This window comes from Pseudomonas sp. 65/3-MNA-CIBAN-0223, from assembly GCF_040310425.1.
Classification (GTDB): Bacteria; Pseudomonadota; Gammaproteobacteria; order Pseudomonadales; family Pseudomonadaceae; genus Aquipseudomonas; species Aquipseudomonas gregormendelii.
Genome location: NZ_JBEOPV010000003.1, coordinates 328349 through 343655, shown reverse-complemented (window position 1 = coordinate 343655; position 15307 = coordinate 328349). Strand labels below are relative to the sequence as shown.

Genomic DNA, 15307 nt, shown 5'->3' with positions numbered 1-15307 from the left:
TGCAGGCTCCAGAGATCCGGTCTTGATTGACCGGGGAAGGAGTCTAGGTGAGAGGTGCAGGAAAACCCATTGGGAGATTGTTGGATTCTTGTAAGGGGCAGACTCGCTGACTTCAATAGCCTCAGCGCGAGCAGAGGTCACCCCTGCGAGGGGGATCTCCTGGCGTTGAACGTGCAGCCCCTGCGGAAGGTCTATAGTTAACGACCTTGGGGAAATACCGAAAAACCAGGTGATGCCATGCAAAACATCAAGCTGATGCTGTCGCTCGCTGTATGCCTGCTCGGTGCCAACGGCGCCCAGGCCGATGACAGTCCGATGCAGACGCAGACCTACAACAGCGAGTTTAGCTACTACGGCACGGACCAGCCCTTCGCCCACCCCTCGCCTCCGTCCATCAGCACCGTGCCGCCGGGGTCATACATCTCGACCTCGCCGCAGGACTTCATCCCGATAGCCAGCCAGCACGAGTTTACCGACTCCCGCCTGCCGACCATCGCGGACGCCAGCGTACGGGTGTTCATCCGCTCCTATGACGCGCAGCGCGGGGTGTACGTCAACGAAGAAGTACTCGACCCCACGTGCCTGCTGGCCTGCCTGAGTCGCCAGGGCCCGGCGTTGTAGCCCGGCTACCACTGGCGCTTGTCCGGACGCGAGAGGCCGAGCTTTTCGATCCGGTAGCGCAGCATGTCGCGGCTCAAGCCCAGCAGGCGCGCTGACTTGGTCACGTTCCAGTCGGTCTTGTCGAGCATCTTGCGCACCATGTCACGCTCGACCTCAGGCAGGTTCATCGACTCGGTGCCGTTGTAGACCGGCCGCGGCTCGTGGTGTTGCGCTTCCTGGAGGATCGGTGGATCGTCCACCAGGCTCAGGCACACATTCAACTGATGAGCCGCGATGGTGTCACTCTGGGCCAGCAGCACGGTCTGTTCGAGCATGTTGCGCAGCTCGCGCACGTTGCCCGGCCAGCTGTAGCTGAGCAGCAGTTCCTCGGCCTGATCGCTGAAATGCAGGTTCGGCTTGCCATAGCGCTTGCCGTGGGCCGCCAGGAAATGCCGGGCCAGGAGCAGGATGTCTTCGCCGCGGGCGTACAGGCGCGGCACCTTGATCGAGATGATCCGCAGACGGAAGAACAGGTCGCGGCGGAACTTGCCTTGCTGCACCATCTGTTCGAGGTTGCAGTTGGTGGCGCTGATCACCCGCAGGTCGACCTTGCGCTCCTTCACCGAACCGACCCGGCGGATGGTCCGGTCTTCCAGCAGTTTAAGCAGCTTGGCTTGCAGCAGCAGGTCCATCTCGCCCACTTCATCGAGGAACAAGGTGCCGCCATCGGCGGCTTCGACCAGCCCAACCCGGCGATCCTTGGCATCGGTGAAGGCGCCCTTCTCGTGGCCAAACAGCTCTGACTCCACCAGGTTCGATGGAATCGAGGCGCAGTTGAACTCAATGAACGGGCCCTTGCTGCGCGGCCCGTCGAAATGCAGCGCCCTGGCCACCAGTTCCTTGCCAGTGCCGGTCTCACCTTCCACCAGCACCGGCGGCAAATCGGTGTTGGCCATGCGCCGCTCGGCGTCGAGCAGTTGGGCGATGGTGCCCTTGAGGTATTGCATGGGTGCCGACTCGCCGATCAACGCCTGCACGCCGGACTTCTGTGCTTCACGGTCCTGATAAAACGACAGCGTGCGCTCCATTCGATCAGTCGCCAGGGCCTTGTCCAGCAGCAGCTTGAGCTCCGGCAGAGCCACCGGTTTAGTGACGTAGTGGAAGGCGCCTTCTTTCATCGCCACCACGGCGTCTTCGACGTTGCCGTAGCCGGTCATCATGATCACTTTCAGATCCGGCGCGCTGACGCGCAGCTTCTGGATCAGATCGTGACCGCTCATGCCCGGCAACGAGTTGTCGGTCAGTACCACATCAGGCGCGAACGTGCGCAATTTCTCCAGTGCATCTTCCGCCGAGTGGCAGACCGTGACCTCGAAGTCTTTGCGCTCCAGGTAGGTCTGAATATTCTCGGCGAGAAGTTCGTCATCCTCGACCAGCAGTATGCTGTGCTCCATATTCCCCTCCCGTTGCCACTTTGAAATTGAGACATACGCGGGTTCCTTCCAGCTCCCGACTGGTCAGTTCGACCGAGCCTTCGAAACGCTCCATTATTCTTTTGACCAGGGCCAGGCCCACGCCCAAACCGCCTTGCTTGGTAGTAAAAAACGGCTTGAAGACCATTTGCTGCTGCTGCGCGGTCATGCCTTTGCCGGTGTCGCTCAACGTCAGGCTCACCTGCCCCGGCTGCGACGAATCGAAGCCGATCGTCAGCACGCCGCCCTTGGGCATGGCCTCCAGGGCATTGGCAAACAGGCTATTGAGAATTTGCGTGAGGAGCACCCGCTGACTGACGACCGGTTCGATCAAGCGCGCAGTGAAGCGCACCTCGACGTTCGAACGCCGGATCAGCGGCTCAAAGGCGTTCAGCGTGTCCTCGACGGCGAGCAACAGGTCCACGGCTTCGGAGTCGTCATTGGCCGGGCGCAAGGACACCAGCAATTCGCGGACCCAGCGCGACATGCGATCGACCTGGCTGATGATGTCGCTTATGTTTTTCTGTGCACTCTGGCTGGCAATGTCCTGTGCCAGTTCGGCGCTGGAGCGGATGTTCGCCAGGGGATTGCGCAAGCTGTGCGCCACCGCGGACGACATCTCCCCCAGGGCTACGAAGGTCTCGTTGGCGATCAACAGTTTCTGCTGGGTTTGCAGCAGCCTGGCAGCGCGCCGCACGATCCAGAACAAGCCCAGGTAGATGGCCGCGCCGCCCAGTGCAGTGGCCAGCCAGATGGCCTTGAACCCACGCTGGATGCGCGCTACCAGGTCTACGGGCTCCTTGTAGATTTCCACCATGGCAATGACCTTGCTCCTGTCGGCGTTGAACATCGGGATGTAGTTCTCGACGAACAGATAAGCCGGCTCGCGCAGGAACCGCTGCTCGGGACGCTCATCATCGACCTCGTGATAGCTGGTGGACACCGCCTCCTTCATCATGAAGGATTCGTCCAGCTCTTCGTCACCGGTGATGCGCTCACCGATCAGGTCGGGGTTGGTCGACCACACCACCGTTCGATCCAGCGCAAAGACGTGGGCCAGCAGGATGTCCGGCAGGTGCTCCACGTGGTCGAGAAATTCAATGCGAGCCGCAGCGCGCTTCTCGGGGGGAACATCTGGATAAGCGTTGTCATCACGCGGGTCAAGCATCTCGCCCATGGTCCGGCGCGGATTGATCGAGGCATGGCGGATTTCAGCGTCACCGATGGCCTGGATGAATTGCGCAGTCAGCATGGAGTCACGCTCGATGCTCTCCTCGACCACAAAACGCGTGGAGATATAACCCAGGCCCAGGGCCACGGCGGCGATGATGACGAAGCTGCCCACGGAAAACCAACGCAGCAGATTGAACTGACCAGGCCAGCCCTCCCGCATTGCGGCCAAAGGCGGCGCAGATGCTTTTAATTGTTGTGGTCTGTGCATGGGCCTATCCCGCTCTACAGGGGCGCTTTCCCAATCAGTGTAGGTGGCAATCATTGCCTCCGACGGCCCAATGATGGTAAATCGCCGCTATTGTGTTTGTGCCGCCAGCGCCTGCTGGCGTTCGGTCTCTTGCGTCAGAAAATCAATCACCGCCTGGGCCGAGTTTTCATCCAGCCGCAGGTTGGGCATCGGGATTTTTTCGAAGCGTTCGAACAGCGCTGTGGCGATCGGGTCTCCCTCCGCCAGCATCCGGTCCGGCTCACGAATCCAGCGACTCAGCCAGGCCGGGTCGCGCTGGCGGGTCACGCCGATCAGGTCCGGCCCAATGCTGCGCATGCCAATGCCCTGGCCATCCTGCGGGCCAAGGCTGTGACACGAAGCACAGCGGGTGCGAAACAGTTCTTCACCGGTGCTCGGCGGGCGGATCTGCGGCGCGTCGGCATAACTTTGTTCAATGCTCGGCTGCTTCCAGTTCTGCAAGGTATTGGCCAGTTGATCCGCGAGGATCCACGGATTTTCAAAGGGCGAGGCCTTCATCCAGCGGCCGGTTTCCTGGTTGCCGACGATCAGGCTCAGGTTGTGGTCCTTGTTGCGGCCGTTATCGACGCCTTCGATGAACAGCCCGAGCTTGTGCCGAAGCTCGGTGACATCGTCGAATTCACCGGTCAGAAATTGCCAGCCCGGCCCGACCCTGAAGCGTTGCGCGTAGGCCTTGAGTACGGCGGGTGTGTCGCTTAGCGGATCGATGCTGATCGAATAGAAGAAGATGTCCTTGCCGACCCGATCCCCCAACAGCGTCTGCACCTGGCGCAGGCGCGCGGTTTCCAGCGGACAGGAATCGCTGCAAGAGGTGAAGATGAAGTTGATCACCACCACCTTGCCCTTGATCAGGTCGTCGAAGAAATGCACCTGCTGACCGTCCTGGTTGGTCAGCAGGGTGTTGGGGAAATAATCGCCGCCCCAGGGCGTCACCGAGCCATTCGTCGCGGACGCCGCCTCGTGTGCCAGCAGCAACCGGCTGGCCAGCACGCAGGTCACCAGCAGCAGCACCAGGTGCATGCCCAGGGCCCGGGAGCGCGGCGTGTACAGTGGCCGGTCGACCGGTAGGCGGTTCATTTTTTCACCGTCACTTGCGGGCCGAAACCGTCGCCGGTGCGGAAGGTTGGCAGTGCGGCGGAGTTGACATAACGCACTCCGTCCCAGCTTGGCAGTGGCGTCGGCATCAGCTGCAATTGCCCGGGTTTTTCCAGGTCCCAGCGCAGCAGCATGGAGTTGTCTTCGTGCTGGGTGTTGTGACAATGCTCCATGTAGGTGCCGCCGAACTCACGAAAGTTGATCGCAAACTCCACGCTGTCCAGGCCGTCGTTCTCCGAGCCGATACGGTACACGTCCTTGCGCGCCCATTTTTCCCATTCAGGCGGCGCCTTGCCACCGCGACTGAGAATGATCCCTTCCTCGAAGTGCACGTGCACCGGGTGGCTCCAGCCCTTGCCGCCGGCCTTGATATTCCACACTTCCAGAGTGCCGAAACCGCTGACTCCAGCGTCGGTAGGCCCGGTTTTAAGCTGGATCGAGGTATTCAGGCGCCGCGGGTCCATGTGGAAGCCGAAACCGCCATCGGTCTTGACCGTCCAGGGCGCGGCATCAGTGCCGTCCGAGCGGCCGTAGGTGAAGGTGCGGTGTCGGGCCTGGGCCAGCAGTACCTTGTCGGCGGCGTTGTCACGATGGATCTTCAGCGGAATCATCACCAAACCTTCCGCCTTGCCCGGCTTGGCCGGCTCGTAGGCTGCCGGGTCCATGGCCAGGTCCTGGCCGGTGTAGGCCTTGACGTTAAACTGGAGGATTTTGCCGACGCCCGGGTCACCCTTGTCCCACTGCGGCCCCTTGCTCGATTGTTTGAGCACCGCCAGGTATTTTTCCGACAGCACATCGCCAAGGGGGATTGGCTCATTCGGCCCCTTGCCGTCGTCGTGGGCCAGCAGGTTGACCACGAACAGCTTGTCCCCCGGCTTGATGCCGTTTTTCGCGAAGTTGACGATGATATCGAAACGCTCGGCGATGCCCTGGGTCGGCAGGATCGCATTGTGGTTCTGTTTATCGCCGTCGGCATCCAGGTCCATGCTGCCGTCAAAGGGCACGCTGTGCTCCATGATGTTGCCGTCGTTGGCAATCATGTGGAACGGCACCCGGCTGTAGGACACCCCGGAGTTTTTCGGCCCCTGGAACTCGCCGCTGCTGCCCTTGATTTCGCGCACGATGGCCAGCTTGAAGTAACGCGACACCGAGCCGTTGAGGACGCGCAAGCGATAGCTGCGGGCGCGTACATCGAGGGTGGGTTTCCACTGCCAGTTGACCAGGATCTGGTCGCCAAGGAAGCCGTCGGTGTTGAACGGGTTGAACCACAACTGGCCGGACTGATCCCAGGCCTTGTCGGCGATCACCAGGTTGACGTCGTAGTCGCGATTGCCCCACGGCAAGGCGCTGCCGCTGGGCAAGCGCAGGTTGACGCCGTCGTTGACCGACTCGTTGCCGCGGTCCAGGGCGCTGTAGTAGTTCATCATCGCCGCGTTGCCCTTGTAGACATTCTGCGCGGTGAAATCGAGCATGTGATCGTGGAACCAGTGGGTACTCATGGTTTCGCGCCAGTCGCCACGGATCTTGATCGTGCCGTGGTCGCAGGTCTTGCGGCTGGGGGCCAGGTCGTTGGTCCAGAGGGTCTCGCCCGGCGAGCAGGGGAACGCCGCGCGCGGATCCTGGGCGTCAGTGTTGATGCTGTCATAGCCGGCCAACTGGATCGGCCAGCGATAGTCGTAGTACTGGCCGGGGAAGAAGAATGCATTGGCATAGCCATCGCTTTCCGCTGGCGCGTGGCCGTTGTGTTCGTGGGTGCTGATGGTGTGCAGGCCGAAGCCCATGTTGGCCGCCGGGTCGATGGGCAGGCCGTTGTAGTGCCTCATCAGGACGGGCTGGCCGTAGCGAACCATCAACAACTTGGGCGGCAGGGTGCCGTCGAAGGTCCAGATCGAATTGTGGTTCTGCACCGGCATGTTCGGGTGAAAGCGCGGGTCGACGCCCTTGGCGGTGCCGTCGGTGGCCGGTACGCCGGCCACGTTGTGGTAGAGCCCACCGGGGCCGAACTCGCCCAGCGCATAACCATGCATCTGCCGGCTGTCACGCAGCCCGCCATTGACCCGGGCACCGGTCTGCACGGTCTTGTAGGCCAGTTGCGGGTAGAACTCGTTCCAGCGCTGGTGGGACCAGCCCTTTCCAGGCGGGCGCCCCTCCGCCGACGAGCCGATATGCCGGTTGAGGAAATATTCGATCTGCGCCTGCCAGGGGTTGCGGTCCACGACGTTGGCGAACTGACTGGGGAACGGTGTCAGCCCCGGTTGACGCAGGAAAGCATCGAGCGCGGCGCTCGGAGGCGCACTGCGCGCTGCACTGGCGGGGTCCTGTTGCGGCGCCGGGCCGATAGCCACGGGCGGAAACGGCAGGGGCGCCGCCGGTGTGGTCGGGTCGAGCTTTTCCGGGCCGAATTCTTCGAACAACAACAGTTGCTGGGTAAATGGCTGGGCGCCAAACAGTGGGCTGGGCTTGCCATTCGTGGGGTAGTTGAAACTGGTCTGCACCGTCGGCGGCAGGATGTTTTCCTGACGCGGCGTGTCGCGGCTGCCTTTAACGCCATCGGGCAAATCGAAGGAATCTTCGTTGGCCTCCGGCATGGTGAGGATCGCATTCAAGGCGCCGGCCCTGTCCTCGGGTTCGTCGTAATACGCCGAAGGGTCCGAGGGTTCGGGCTGTCGCTCGTCGTCGATCGGGCTGGCACGCAAGCAAGATGCACCCAGGGTCATCAGGAGGATGCCCACGGGCGTAAACCACTTGCAGGTTCGTTTGAAGGGGTACGTCGATTGCCTGTTCATCACCAGCCGCCTCACAGTCAGAAGGGGTACTGGTGGAGTTGCAAGGAGCTCGCCATATTTGTAACAGATTAATACAAAAGAACTAACGCCATTCAATACAATGGCTTAACAACATCAATGTGCCATGACTGACCGAAGTGACTGGGGAATGGCACCCGCTAGCGGGGAAAGTTCATCCCCAGGTTCAGGGAATCAGCTTGAACCACAGGCGCACGCTAGTGCCCTCGCCTTCCCGACTTTCCAGCTGCACCGAGCCGCCAAAACGCTCCATTATCCGCTTGACCAACACCAGCCCGACGCCAAGCCCGCCCTGCTTGGTGGTGAAAAACGGGCGGAAGGCCATGGTGCGTTGTTCGGCGTTCATCCCCTTGCCAGTGTCGCTGATTACCACGCTGACGCTGCGGGCATCACCGGGCTCCAGCCGCACGGTCAGGGTGCCCCCCTTGTCCATGGCTTCCAGGGCATTGGAGACGAGGCTGTTAAGTATCTGGTTGAGTTGCACCTGCTGACTGCGCACCATCGGCGTCTGTGTGGGCTCGAACACGACATTGATCTCGCCCTTGGCGATCTGCTGCTCGAACGCCGTCAGGCTGTCGTGCAACGCCGCTACCAGGTTCACCGGTTCCGCTTCTTCGCTCAGCGGGCGCAACGATTGCAGCAACTCGCGCACCCACTTCGACATGCGGTCGACCTGGCCGATGATGTCGTTGATGTTCTTGTGCGCCGCGCCAGTGTCGAACTCCAGGGCCAGCTCGGCGCTGGAACGTATGGTCGCCAGCGGGTTGCGTAGACTGTGGGCAACCGCCGAGGACATCTCTCCCAGGGCCACAAAGGTTTCATTGGTGATCAACTGCTTCTGCTGGGTCGCCAGCAGATTCGCCGCGCGCCGCACGATCCAGTAAAGCCCCAGGTAAATCAGCCCACCGCCCAGGGCCGTGGCCAGCCAGATCAGCAACAGGCCACGCTGCATGCGATCAATCAGGTCCTTGGGCTCCTTGTAGATCTCGACCATCGCCGTGACCTTGTCGCCGTCGGCATCGAACAATGGAATGTAGTTCTCGATAAAAATGTATTCCGGGGGAGTGACGAATTTCTGCTCCGTGCGGCTCTTGTCCACTTCGTGATAACTGGCGGACACGGGAATTCTGGAATTGAAGGCCTGGTCCAGGTCATCGTCGGTGTGGATGGTGGTGCCCATCAGGGACGGGTTGGTCGACCAGATCACCGTGCGGTCGGGGGCATAGATGTTGGCCAGAATCACGTCCGGCAAGTGCTCGATATGGTCGAGGAATTCGCCGCGGGCTTTGGCCCGGGCCAGAGGGTCGACGTCGGAAAAGTTGCGATCCTGACGCGGGTCAAGCAGCTCGCCCATGGTCCGCACATGCGGGATGGACACGTGGCGCACTTCGGCAGAAGCGATTGCCTGGATGAACTGCGAAGTCAGCAAGGCGTCACGCTGGACGCTTTCGGTAATCACGAAGCGTGTCGACACTGCCCCCAGGGCGATCGCCACCGTGCCGATCACCGCCATGCTGATCAGCGAAAACCAGCGCAGCAGGTTGAACGGCTGTTTGCGCGAGCCCAGGCGAACATCGCCCTGGTGGGACGCGAGTGTTTGAGTCGACCTGGCCATGGATAGCGTTCCGCACGAATTCCCCTATAGGGTTATAGCCCACCCGCCAATCTTTGCCCGATCCTGGGGGTGGCTGCCCCCCATTCCCCGCCGCCCCCATCTACCCCCAACTCTGGGGGCAGGGGCCCGATGGGATTTTGCGCAAGACGCCGCCCTCTCTCACCTGCACGCCCGTGCGCCGGGCCTATGCGGGGCATTTTCGCTTTCTGGTACGGAAGTTGCCGAAACCCCTCTCAACTGACCCATCCCCAGGGGACAGGTCTCCAATAGAGGGAATACTCATGCACCCTTTACTGTCCAAAACTGCGGCCGCCCTGGTCGTCAGTGCTCTGGCTCAAGGCGTCGCCCAGGCGGCGCTGTTTGCAGTCGATCCCGGACCCTATCTACCTGGCAACGGTGGCTTCGCCGCCTGGTATCAGGACACGCACGGTAGAACCCTCGACCTGTGCCTGTCCAAGGCGGTAAGTTCGCGGGTTCCCGGCGCGCCGGGCGCGCCGACCTACATGTGCAGCCTGCTGCCCACCCCCGGTGTGTTTGACGATGCGCAGCCCATCGTCTTCCCCAGCAACTTCCCGGACGAAGCCTTCTGGTTTACAGCCGACACGGCAATCGTCGACGCCGCACGGGGGATTAACCTGTCATTTGGCACGGCCATTGAAGCGGCCTTCGCTGCCGGAGACCCGATGGAAGGCGACCAGGTCAGCTTTGCCCGGGTGCGGATTCGCGTCGACGTGCCCCTCGCCGGCACCTACGTGATCACCCACCCCTATGGCGTCGATGTGTTCAACATCGACACCCCCGGGCGGCGTGCGATCAACATGACCCGGGACATCGGCATCGGCTCGCCAAAAACCTATGACGGCGCCCTCAAGGGCGATGTCGGGCCTTTCCTGCGCAGCGTCAACGGCCCCTACTCCGAGACCAACCCGCTGACCGGCAGCGCCGAACAGTTCGTCGGCGACCCCAACCTTACCGAAGCCGTAACCGGCAGCCCGTTCAACACCAACTTCGTGCGCATCGAAGGCCCTAACGGCCTGGACCTTCGTACAACGCTGTTTTCGATCTCGGGCAAACTGTCGACCGTGGTTCGCCCAACGCCCATGATCGCCCAGCGGAGTACCTACTCACGCACCGCCGGTGAAAGCGCGCCGGTGGCCCAGCAGGACGTGTTCGTAATGGCGCCACCGCCACCGGCGAGCGTGACCCTCTCCAGCAGCACCCCGGTCCTGAACCTGAGTGAAGCCGATACCACCGGCAACTGGTACGCGCAGTCGTCGGCCAACCCGACCTTGCCGACCACCTTGCAAGTGACCGCCGACAACCACCTGGCCATTCCCAGCAGCACGCCGACCACCCTGCCCATGGCTCTGACCGACCTCGTGGTGATCCAGCGGGCCGAGTACAGCCTGAGTTCCGGGCAACTGACCCTCGTAGCCTCCACCAGCGATGAAACCTCGCCGCCAGTGCTCACGGCAACGTCAGGCAGTGGTGCCGCTATCGGCGCCCTCAGCGGCGAAGGCGCGGTGAAAACCCTGGCCACCGGTATCTCGCCGATTCCACCGTCCCGGGTTCGTGTGACGTCATCCAATGGCGGCAGCGACACCGAAGAAGTGGTCATCGTGCAATGAACGCTCACATGCCCAGATCCTCATCAGGAGGCATCATGAACAATTGGCCACGCCTGGCGCTCAACGCCCTGGGACTGACTCTATCGCTGTCCGGCAGCGCGTTCGCGCAACTCGCCGCCGTCGACCCGGGCCCTTATACCTTTGCCACGGGGAAATTCCCCATGTGGTACCAGGACAACAATCAACTCTCGATGGAACTGTGCCAGTCCCGGGCCGCCAGCTCGCGAGTGCCGGCCTCGGTACCGCCGGCCTACATGTGCACCCTGCTGCCGGAACCGGGTATTTACGATGACACCCAACCCATGGTGTTCCCGGACAACTGGCCACCGGAAGCCTTCTGGTTTCTCGCCGAAACCGCAATCCCCGATAACGGCGCCGGCTATGGCGTAGACGCCTACGTGGCCGGGATCGAAGCGGCATTCGCTTCAGAGAACCCCATCGATGGCGACCAGCAAAGCTTTGCGCGGATTCGCATCCGGGTGAACATTCCCACGGCGGGTGTCTACACCATCACCCACCCTTACGGTGTGGAAACGGTCAACGTGACGGCGCCTGGCCGTCGTGCGATCAACATCACCCGCGACATCGGCATCGGCGCACCGGGCAATTTCACCGGTGCGGTGAATGGCGCCATCGGCCCATTCCTGCGCAGCATCAACGGCCCCTATACCGAGGTGAACCCGGACACTGGTGGCGTGGAAACCTTCGTCGGCGACCCGAACCTAACCGAGCAAGTCACCGGCAGCCCGAACGACACCAACTTCCTGCGGGTCACGGGGCCTGCGGGCACCATCCAGACCAACCTCTTCACCGTGGCAGGCAAGGTACTTGACGCTCGTGCGCAAACTCCGGTCGAGTTGGACCGCGCGACTTACCGGCGCACCACCTCAGGTGGCAGCAGCAACGTGCGCGTCGAAGTGTTCGCCAAGGCCGGCAACGGTTCGTCCCTGTGCTTCCGAGAAAGCGTGGCGCTGGTTCCTGGACCACCGCTGTCGCCCTGCCAGACCAGCCTGCTTGGGGACAACACCGGGCTATTCTTCGGTCAACGCCAGGCCATTGGGCCGGTGCCTCCGGTCATAGTGGTCACCGCCTCCAACCCGGCAGGCACTACCCGGCCGACAGCCGTATCGAGCAAGCTCACCGACGTGGTGAAAATCCAGACCGCACGCTACAACTGGTCTAACCACAGCCTGCTGATCGAGGCCACCTCCACCGATGAAGTGGCCATTCCGGACATGGTCGCGCAAGGCTACGGACGCCTGTCGAAATCAGGCACCCTGCAGAAAATCACCATTGCCGACCTGACTCAGCCGCCCGCCACGGTGACGGTAAAATCCGCGGCCGGCGGCAGTGACACCGAGCCAGTCGTGGTGGTCGGCAGCGCGCCGAACGCCGGCGAAAACCAGCCTCCGCTGGCCGTCGCCGACAGTGGCAGCACCAGCTTCGGCGTACCCATCACCCTCAACCTGCTGACCAACGACAGTGACCCCGACGGCAACGTGCCGCTGAGCATCACAGCGTTGACCCAACCGGCTGCGGGCCAGGGCACCGTGGCATTGAGCGGCGCAACTGCAGTGGTCTACACCCCCCCTGCGGTGGTCAATGCCCCGCTGACCACCACCTTCACCTACAAGGCCCAAGACATCAAAGGCCTGGCCTCGACCGCTCCGGCGACCGTGACCATCACCGTTGCGCCTAACCAGGCACCGGTGGCGGTGAACGACGCCATCGCCACCCTGGGCGTGGCAGTGCCGATCAACGTGCTGGCCAACGATACCGATCCGGAAGGCAACCTGCCCCTGGCAGTCGCCGGCTTCACCCAACCACCAGCAACTCGCGGCAGTGTCACCAGTAACGGCACGGTACTGACCTACACCCCACCGGCCACCGTGACCACGGCTTTCACCACGACCTTCACCTACACCGTCCGGGATAGCTTCGGTGCTGTCTCAGCGGCCCCGGCGACGGTCACCGTGCAAGTCTCGCCACGGCCTGCGGCGGAGAACTTCACAGTGACCACGGCCACGGTGTCGGCACGCTCCAACAACCGCTTCACCTGGGACTTTGCCGGCACCAGCTCGGTGATCACCGGCAACACCATCACCGTCCAGGTCAGCACCCCGACGGGGCTGGTGACCCTGGGTACCACCACGGTGCCGGTGACCGGTCGCTGGCGGTTGACGGTCAGCAACAGCACCACGGTGATCCCGTCGGCGAACCCGACAGCCACCATCACCTCGTCCCAGGGCACCGTGCGTACGGTGTCGGTGACGGCGAACTGAGCCCTCGCCCCGTCAACTCCTCGAGTTGACGGGGCGAGCCTCTTCTCACAGGACAACTCCATGAAAACGTCGACCGCCACCCTGCTCTGCCTGCTTCTGCTCTGCAGTGGCGCTGGTGCGCGCGCAGACGACCTGATGGACAACGACGACCTGGCCCCCGCCACCGACCTCGGCGAGCTGCCACCGCCGGTTGGCCAGCAGGCGCTGATCGACCAGAACGGCCAGGCCAACGTTGCGCTGCTGCAACAGAACGGCCAGTCGCTGCTCGGCAGCATCGTCCAGTCGGGCAGTAATCAGGAGGCGTTCATTCTTCAGCAAGGTAACGACCTGATGGCCCTGATCACCCAGCAAGGTTCGGGCAATAACGCCGGCATCACCCAGACCGGCAGCCACAACCGCGCGCAGATCTCCCAGAACGGCAACAACAACGACGCCACCATCGACCAGGCCGGCACGGGGCTTTCCAGCGCCGTCACCCAGTCGGGTAATGGCATGAGCGTTTCGGTCAAACAATATCGCTAAAGCACTGCACTACCCGGAGGTTTCATCATGTTCAAACTGACGCCCCTCACCGCCGCCATCCTGGTCATTGTCAGTGCCCAGGCCATGGCCGACGACAGTGTCTCGACCCAGAGACAATTCGGTGATGCCAACATCGCCAATGTGAAGCAGACCCAGGCCCCGTTCAGCACCGCAACCGAGCAGCAGTTCGGGCAGGGTAACGACGCGATGGCGGTGCAGGACACTGCAAGCAGTAGCATCGACCAGAATCAGGTCGGTGATTACAACGCCGGCTATGCCGAGCAACTGTTCGAGGACGGCAGCACCATCGTGCAACGGCAGGTGGGTACGTTCAACAACACCCATGCAAGCCAGTCTGTTGGCTTGACCGGCAACGAAGCGCTGCAACAGCAACAGGGTAACGGCAACTTTTCGTTCATTTACCAGGACAGCCAGCAAGGCGCCTCGGGCCAGACCTTTCAAAACGGTGACAGCAACGTGGCTTACATCGAACAGATGGAAGTGGGCGATGCGAATGTCGCCACCGTGGTGCAGTACGGCACCGCCAACTATGGGACCGCCGAACAGGTCGGTCACTCGGGAGGCCAAATTGCGATCAACCAGAATGGCGGCGACAACTATGCCTACGGCGATCAGCGCAGCGGCGTTGGCGGCACCGTGACCATCAGCCAGTTCGGCGACATGAACGGCAGTGAAGTCTGGCAGTTCGGTCAAGCCGCCAGCCAGGTTATCGTCGATCAATACGGGCAGGCCAACGAAGCCATCGTCGACCAGAGCTTTGGGCAAAACAACTACGCCCAGGTCGTGCAAGTCGGCGACCTCAACGCCCTCTACGCCGACCAGTTCGAATCCATCGGCTCGACCCTGGCGTTGTACCAACAAGGCAGCAACAACATCCACTTCACCTACCAGAGCGGCGACAGCCACGTACTCAATGCCAGCTCCGTAGGTAACGAGAACAAGGTCTACGCCAGCAACTGGAAAGGCCCACAATCCGGTGGCCAGTTCGGCACCAACCAGCGCGCCACCGTCAACCAGACCGGCAATGCCAACATCGCCAACTTCACCCAGACCGGCGCCGGTCACATCATGACCACCAACCAGAGCGGCCTGGGCAACAAGACCACGGTCAGCCAGGCCGAGTCCTACAACGAGCTGTACTTCGACCAGAACGGCACCGACAACATCCTCATCGCCGACCAGCGCGGCACCACCAACCTGATCCAGGGTTCCTCCACCGGCACCGGCAACAGCAGCGAGTTCGACCAGTCGGGCAGCGGCAACCAGGCATTCACCACGCAGATGTATGGCAGTGACAACCAGATCACCGTCAAACAGGCAGACAGCATGAACGTGGCATATGTGACCCAGGGCGGAACCGGGAACATTGCCAATGTTGATCAGAGCGGCGTGTCGCAGATGGCGACGGTGCAGCAGTTTGGGGGGGCTAACCAGGCGACTGTATTGCAGCAATAACTGATAGGGGGGTACCAAAACCGCGGCCTGAAGGTCGCGGTTTTTTTGCTTGCGCGGTTCTGGTCTGCCCCAAAATGTCGAACATCAATCATGACTTTTGGAGGGCAGACCATTCTCCAGGAGCTCAATGTAGGAGCTGAATGTAAGCACTGACTGTAGGAGCTGACCGTAGGAGCTGACGAGTGAAACGAGGCTGCGATCTTTTGATCTGGTTGAGCCACCACCAAGATCAAAAGATCGCAGCCTCGTTTCACTTGGCAGCTCCTACAGTTTGGTCGCGTAGGAGTCGCGTGTGCACTGCAAATTCGCGCGGGAGCAAGGCTTGCCCGCGAT

Annotated in this window: 10 protein-coding genes; 5 read left to right on the top strand and 5 right to left on the bottom strand. The window is 61.9% G+C overall.

The window, feature by feature from the left end:
- Positions 1 to 237: 237 nt before the first annotated feature.
- On the top strand, positions 238 to 621 hold the full coding sequence (locus AAEZ09_RS04875; protein WP_350598379.1) for a hypothetical protein: 384 nt from the start codon (positions 238 to 240) through the stop codon (positions 619 to 621).
- Positions 622 to 626: 5 nt separating this feature from the next.
- Here the strand turns inward: AAEZ09_RS04875 and AAEZ09_RS04870 are convergent, their stop codons facing one another.
- From AAEZ09_RS04870 to AAEZ09_RS04850, 5 genes are all read right to left on the bottom strand, one after another.
- A complete protein-coding gene (locus tag AAEZ09_RS04870; RefSeq protein ID WP_350598376.1) occupies positions 627 to 2054 on the bottom strand; it encodes a sigma-54-dependent transcriptional regulator in 1428 nt (475 codons plus the stop codon).
- Entirely contained in the window at positions 2023 to 3513 is a 1491-nt protein-coding gene (locus AAEZ09_RS04865) for a sensor histidine kinase (protein ID WP_350598375.1), read from the bottom strand. The genes AAEZ09_RS04870 and AAEZ09_RS04865 overlap by 32 nt, the downstream gene beginning before the upstream one ends.
- A gap of 87 nt (positions 3514 to 3600) precedes the next feature.
- A complete protein-coding gene (locus AAEZ09_RS04860; protein ID WP_350598373.1) occupies positions 3601 to 4629 on the bottom strand; it encodes an SCO family protein in 1029 nt (342 codons plus the stop codon).
- Positions 4626 to 7364 carry a multicopper oxidase domain-containing protein gene (locus AAEZ09_RS04855; protein ID WP_502947565.1) on the bottom strand — a complete coding sequence of 913 codons (2739 nt, stop codon included), beginning with the start codon at positions 7362 to 7364 and terminating at the stop codon, positions 4626 to 4628. Before AAEZ09_RS04855 ends, AAEZ09_RS04860 begins: the two co-directional genes overlap by 4 nt.
- Positions 7365 to 7617: 253 nt before the next feature.
- Positions 7618 to 9066, bottom strand: coding sequence for an ATP-binding protein (locus AAEZ09_RS04850; RefSeq protein ID WP_350598369.1), 1449 nt, complete (start codon positions 9064 to 9066; stop codon positions 7618 to 7620).
- Between the two features lie 281 nt (positions 9067 to 9347).
- On the opposite strand from AAEZ09_RS04850, the gene AAEZ09_RS04845 reads away from it, so the two are divergent.
- The 4 genes from AAEZ09_RS04845 to AAEZ09_RS04830 are packed head-to-tail and all read left to right on the top strand — an operon-like array spanning position 9348 to position 14974.
- Positions 9348 to 10694 carry a hypothetical protein gene (locus AAEZ09_RS04845; protein ID WP_205893968.1) on the top strand — a complete coding sequence of 449 codons (1347 nt, stop codon included), beginning with the start codon at positions 9348 to 9350 and terminating at the stop codon, positions 10692 to 10694.
- A gap of 35 nt (positions 10695 to 10729) precedes the next feature.
- Entirely contained in the window at positions 10730 to 12976 is a 2247-nt protein-coding gene (locus tag AAEZ09_RS04840) for an Ig-like domain-containing protein (RefSeq protein WP_350598366.1), read from the top strand.
- Between the two features lie 60 nt (positions 12977 to 13036).
- Complete coding sequence (locus AAEZ09_RS04835; RefSeq protein ID WP_045058809.1) at positions 13037 to 13498, top strand: curlin; 462 nt, start codon at positions 13037 to 13039, stop codon at positions 13496 to 13498.
- A gap of 27 nt (positions 13499 to 13525) precedes the next feature.
- The gene (locus AAEZ09_RS04830; protein ID WP_350598364.1) at positions 13526 to 14974 is read left to right on the top strand and encodes a curlin; all 1449 of its coding nucleotides are present in this window, start codon (positions 13526 to 13528) and stop codon (positions 14972 to 14974) included.
- The last annotated feature ends 333 nt before the right edge of the window (positions 14975 to 15307 follow it).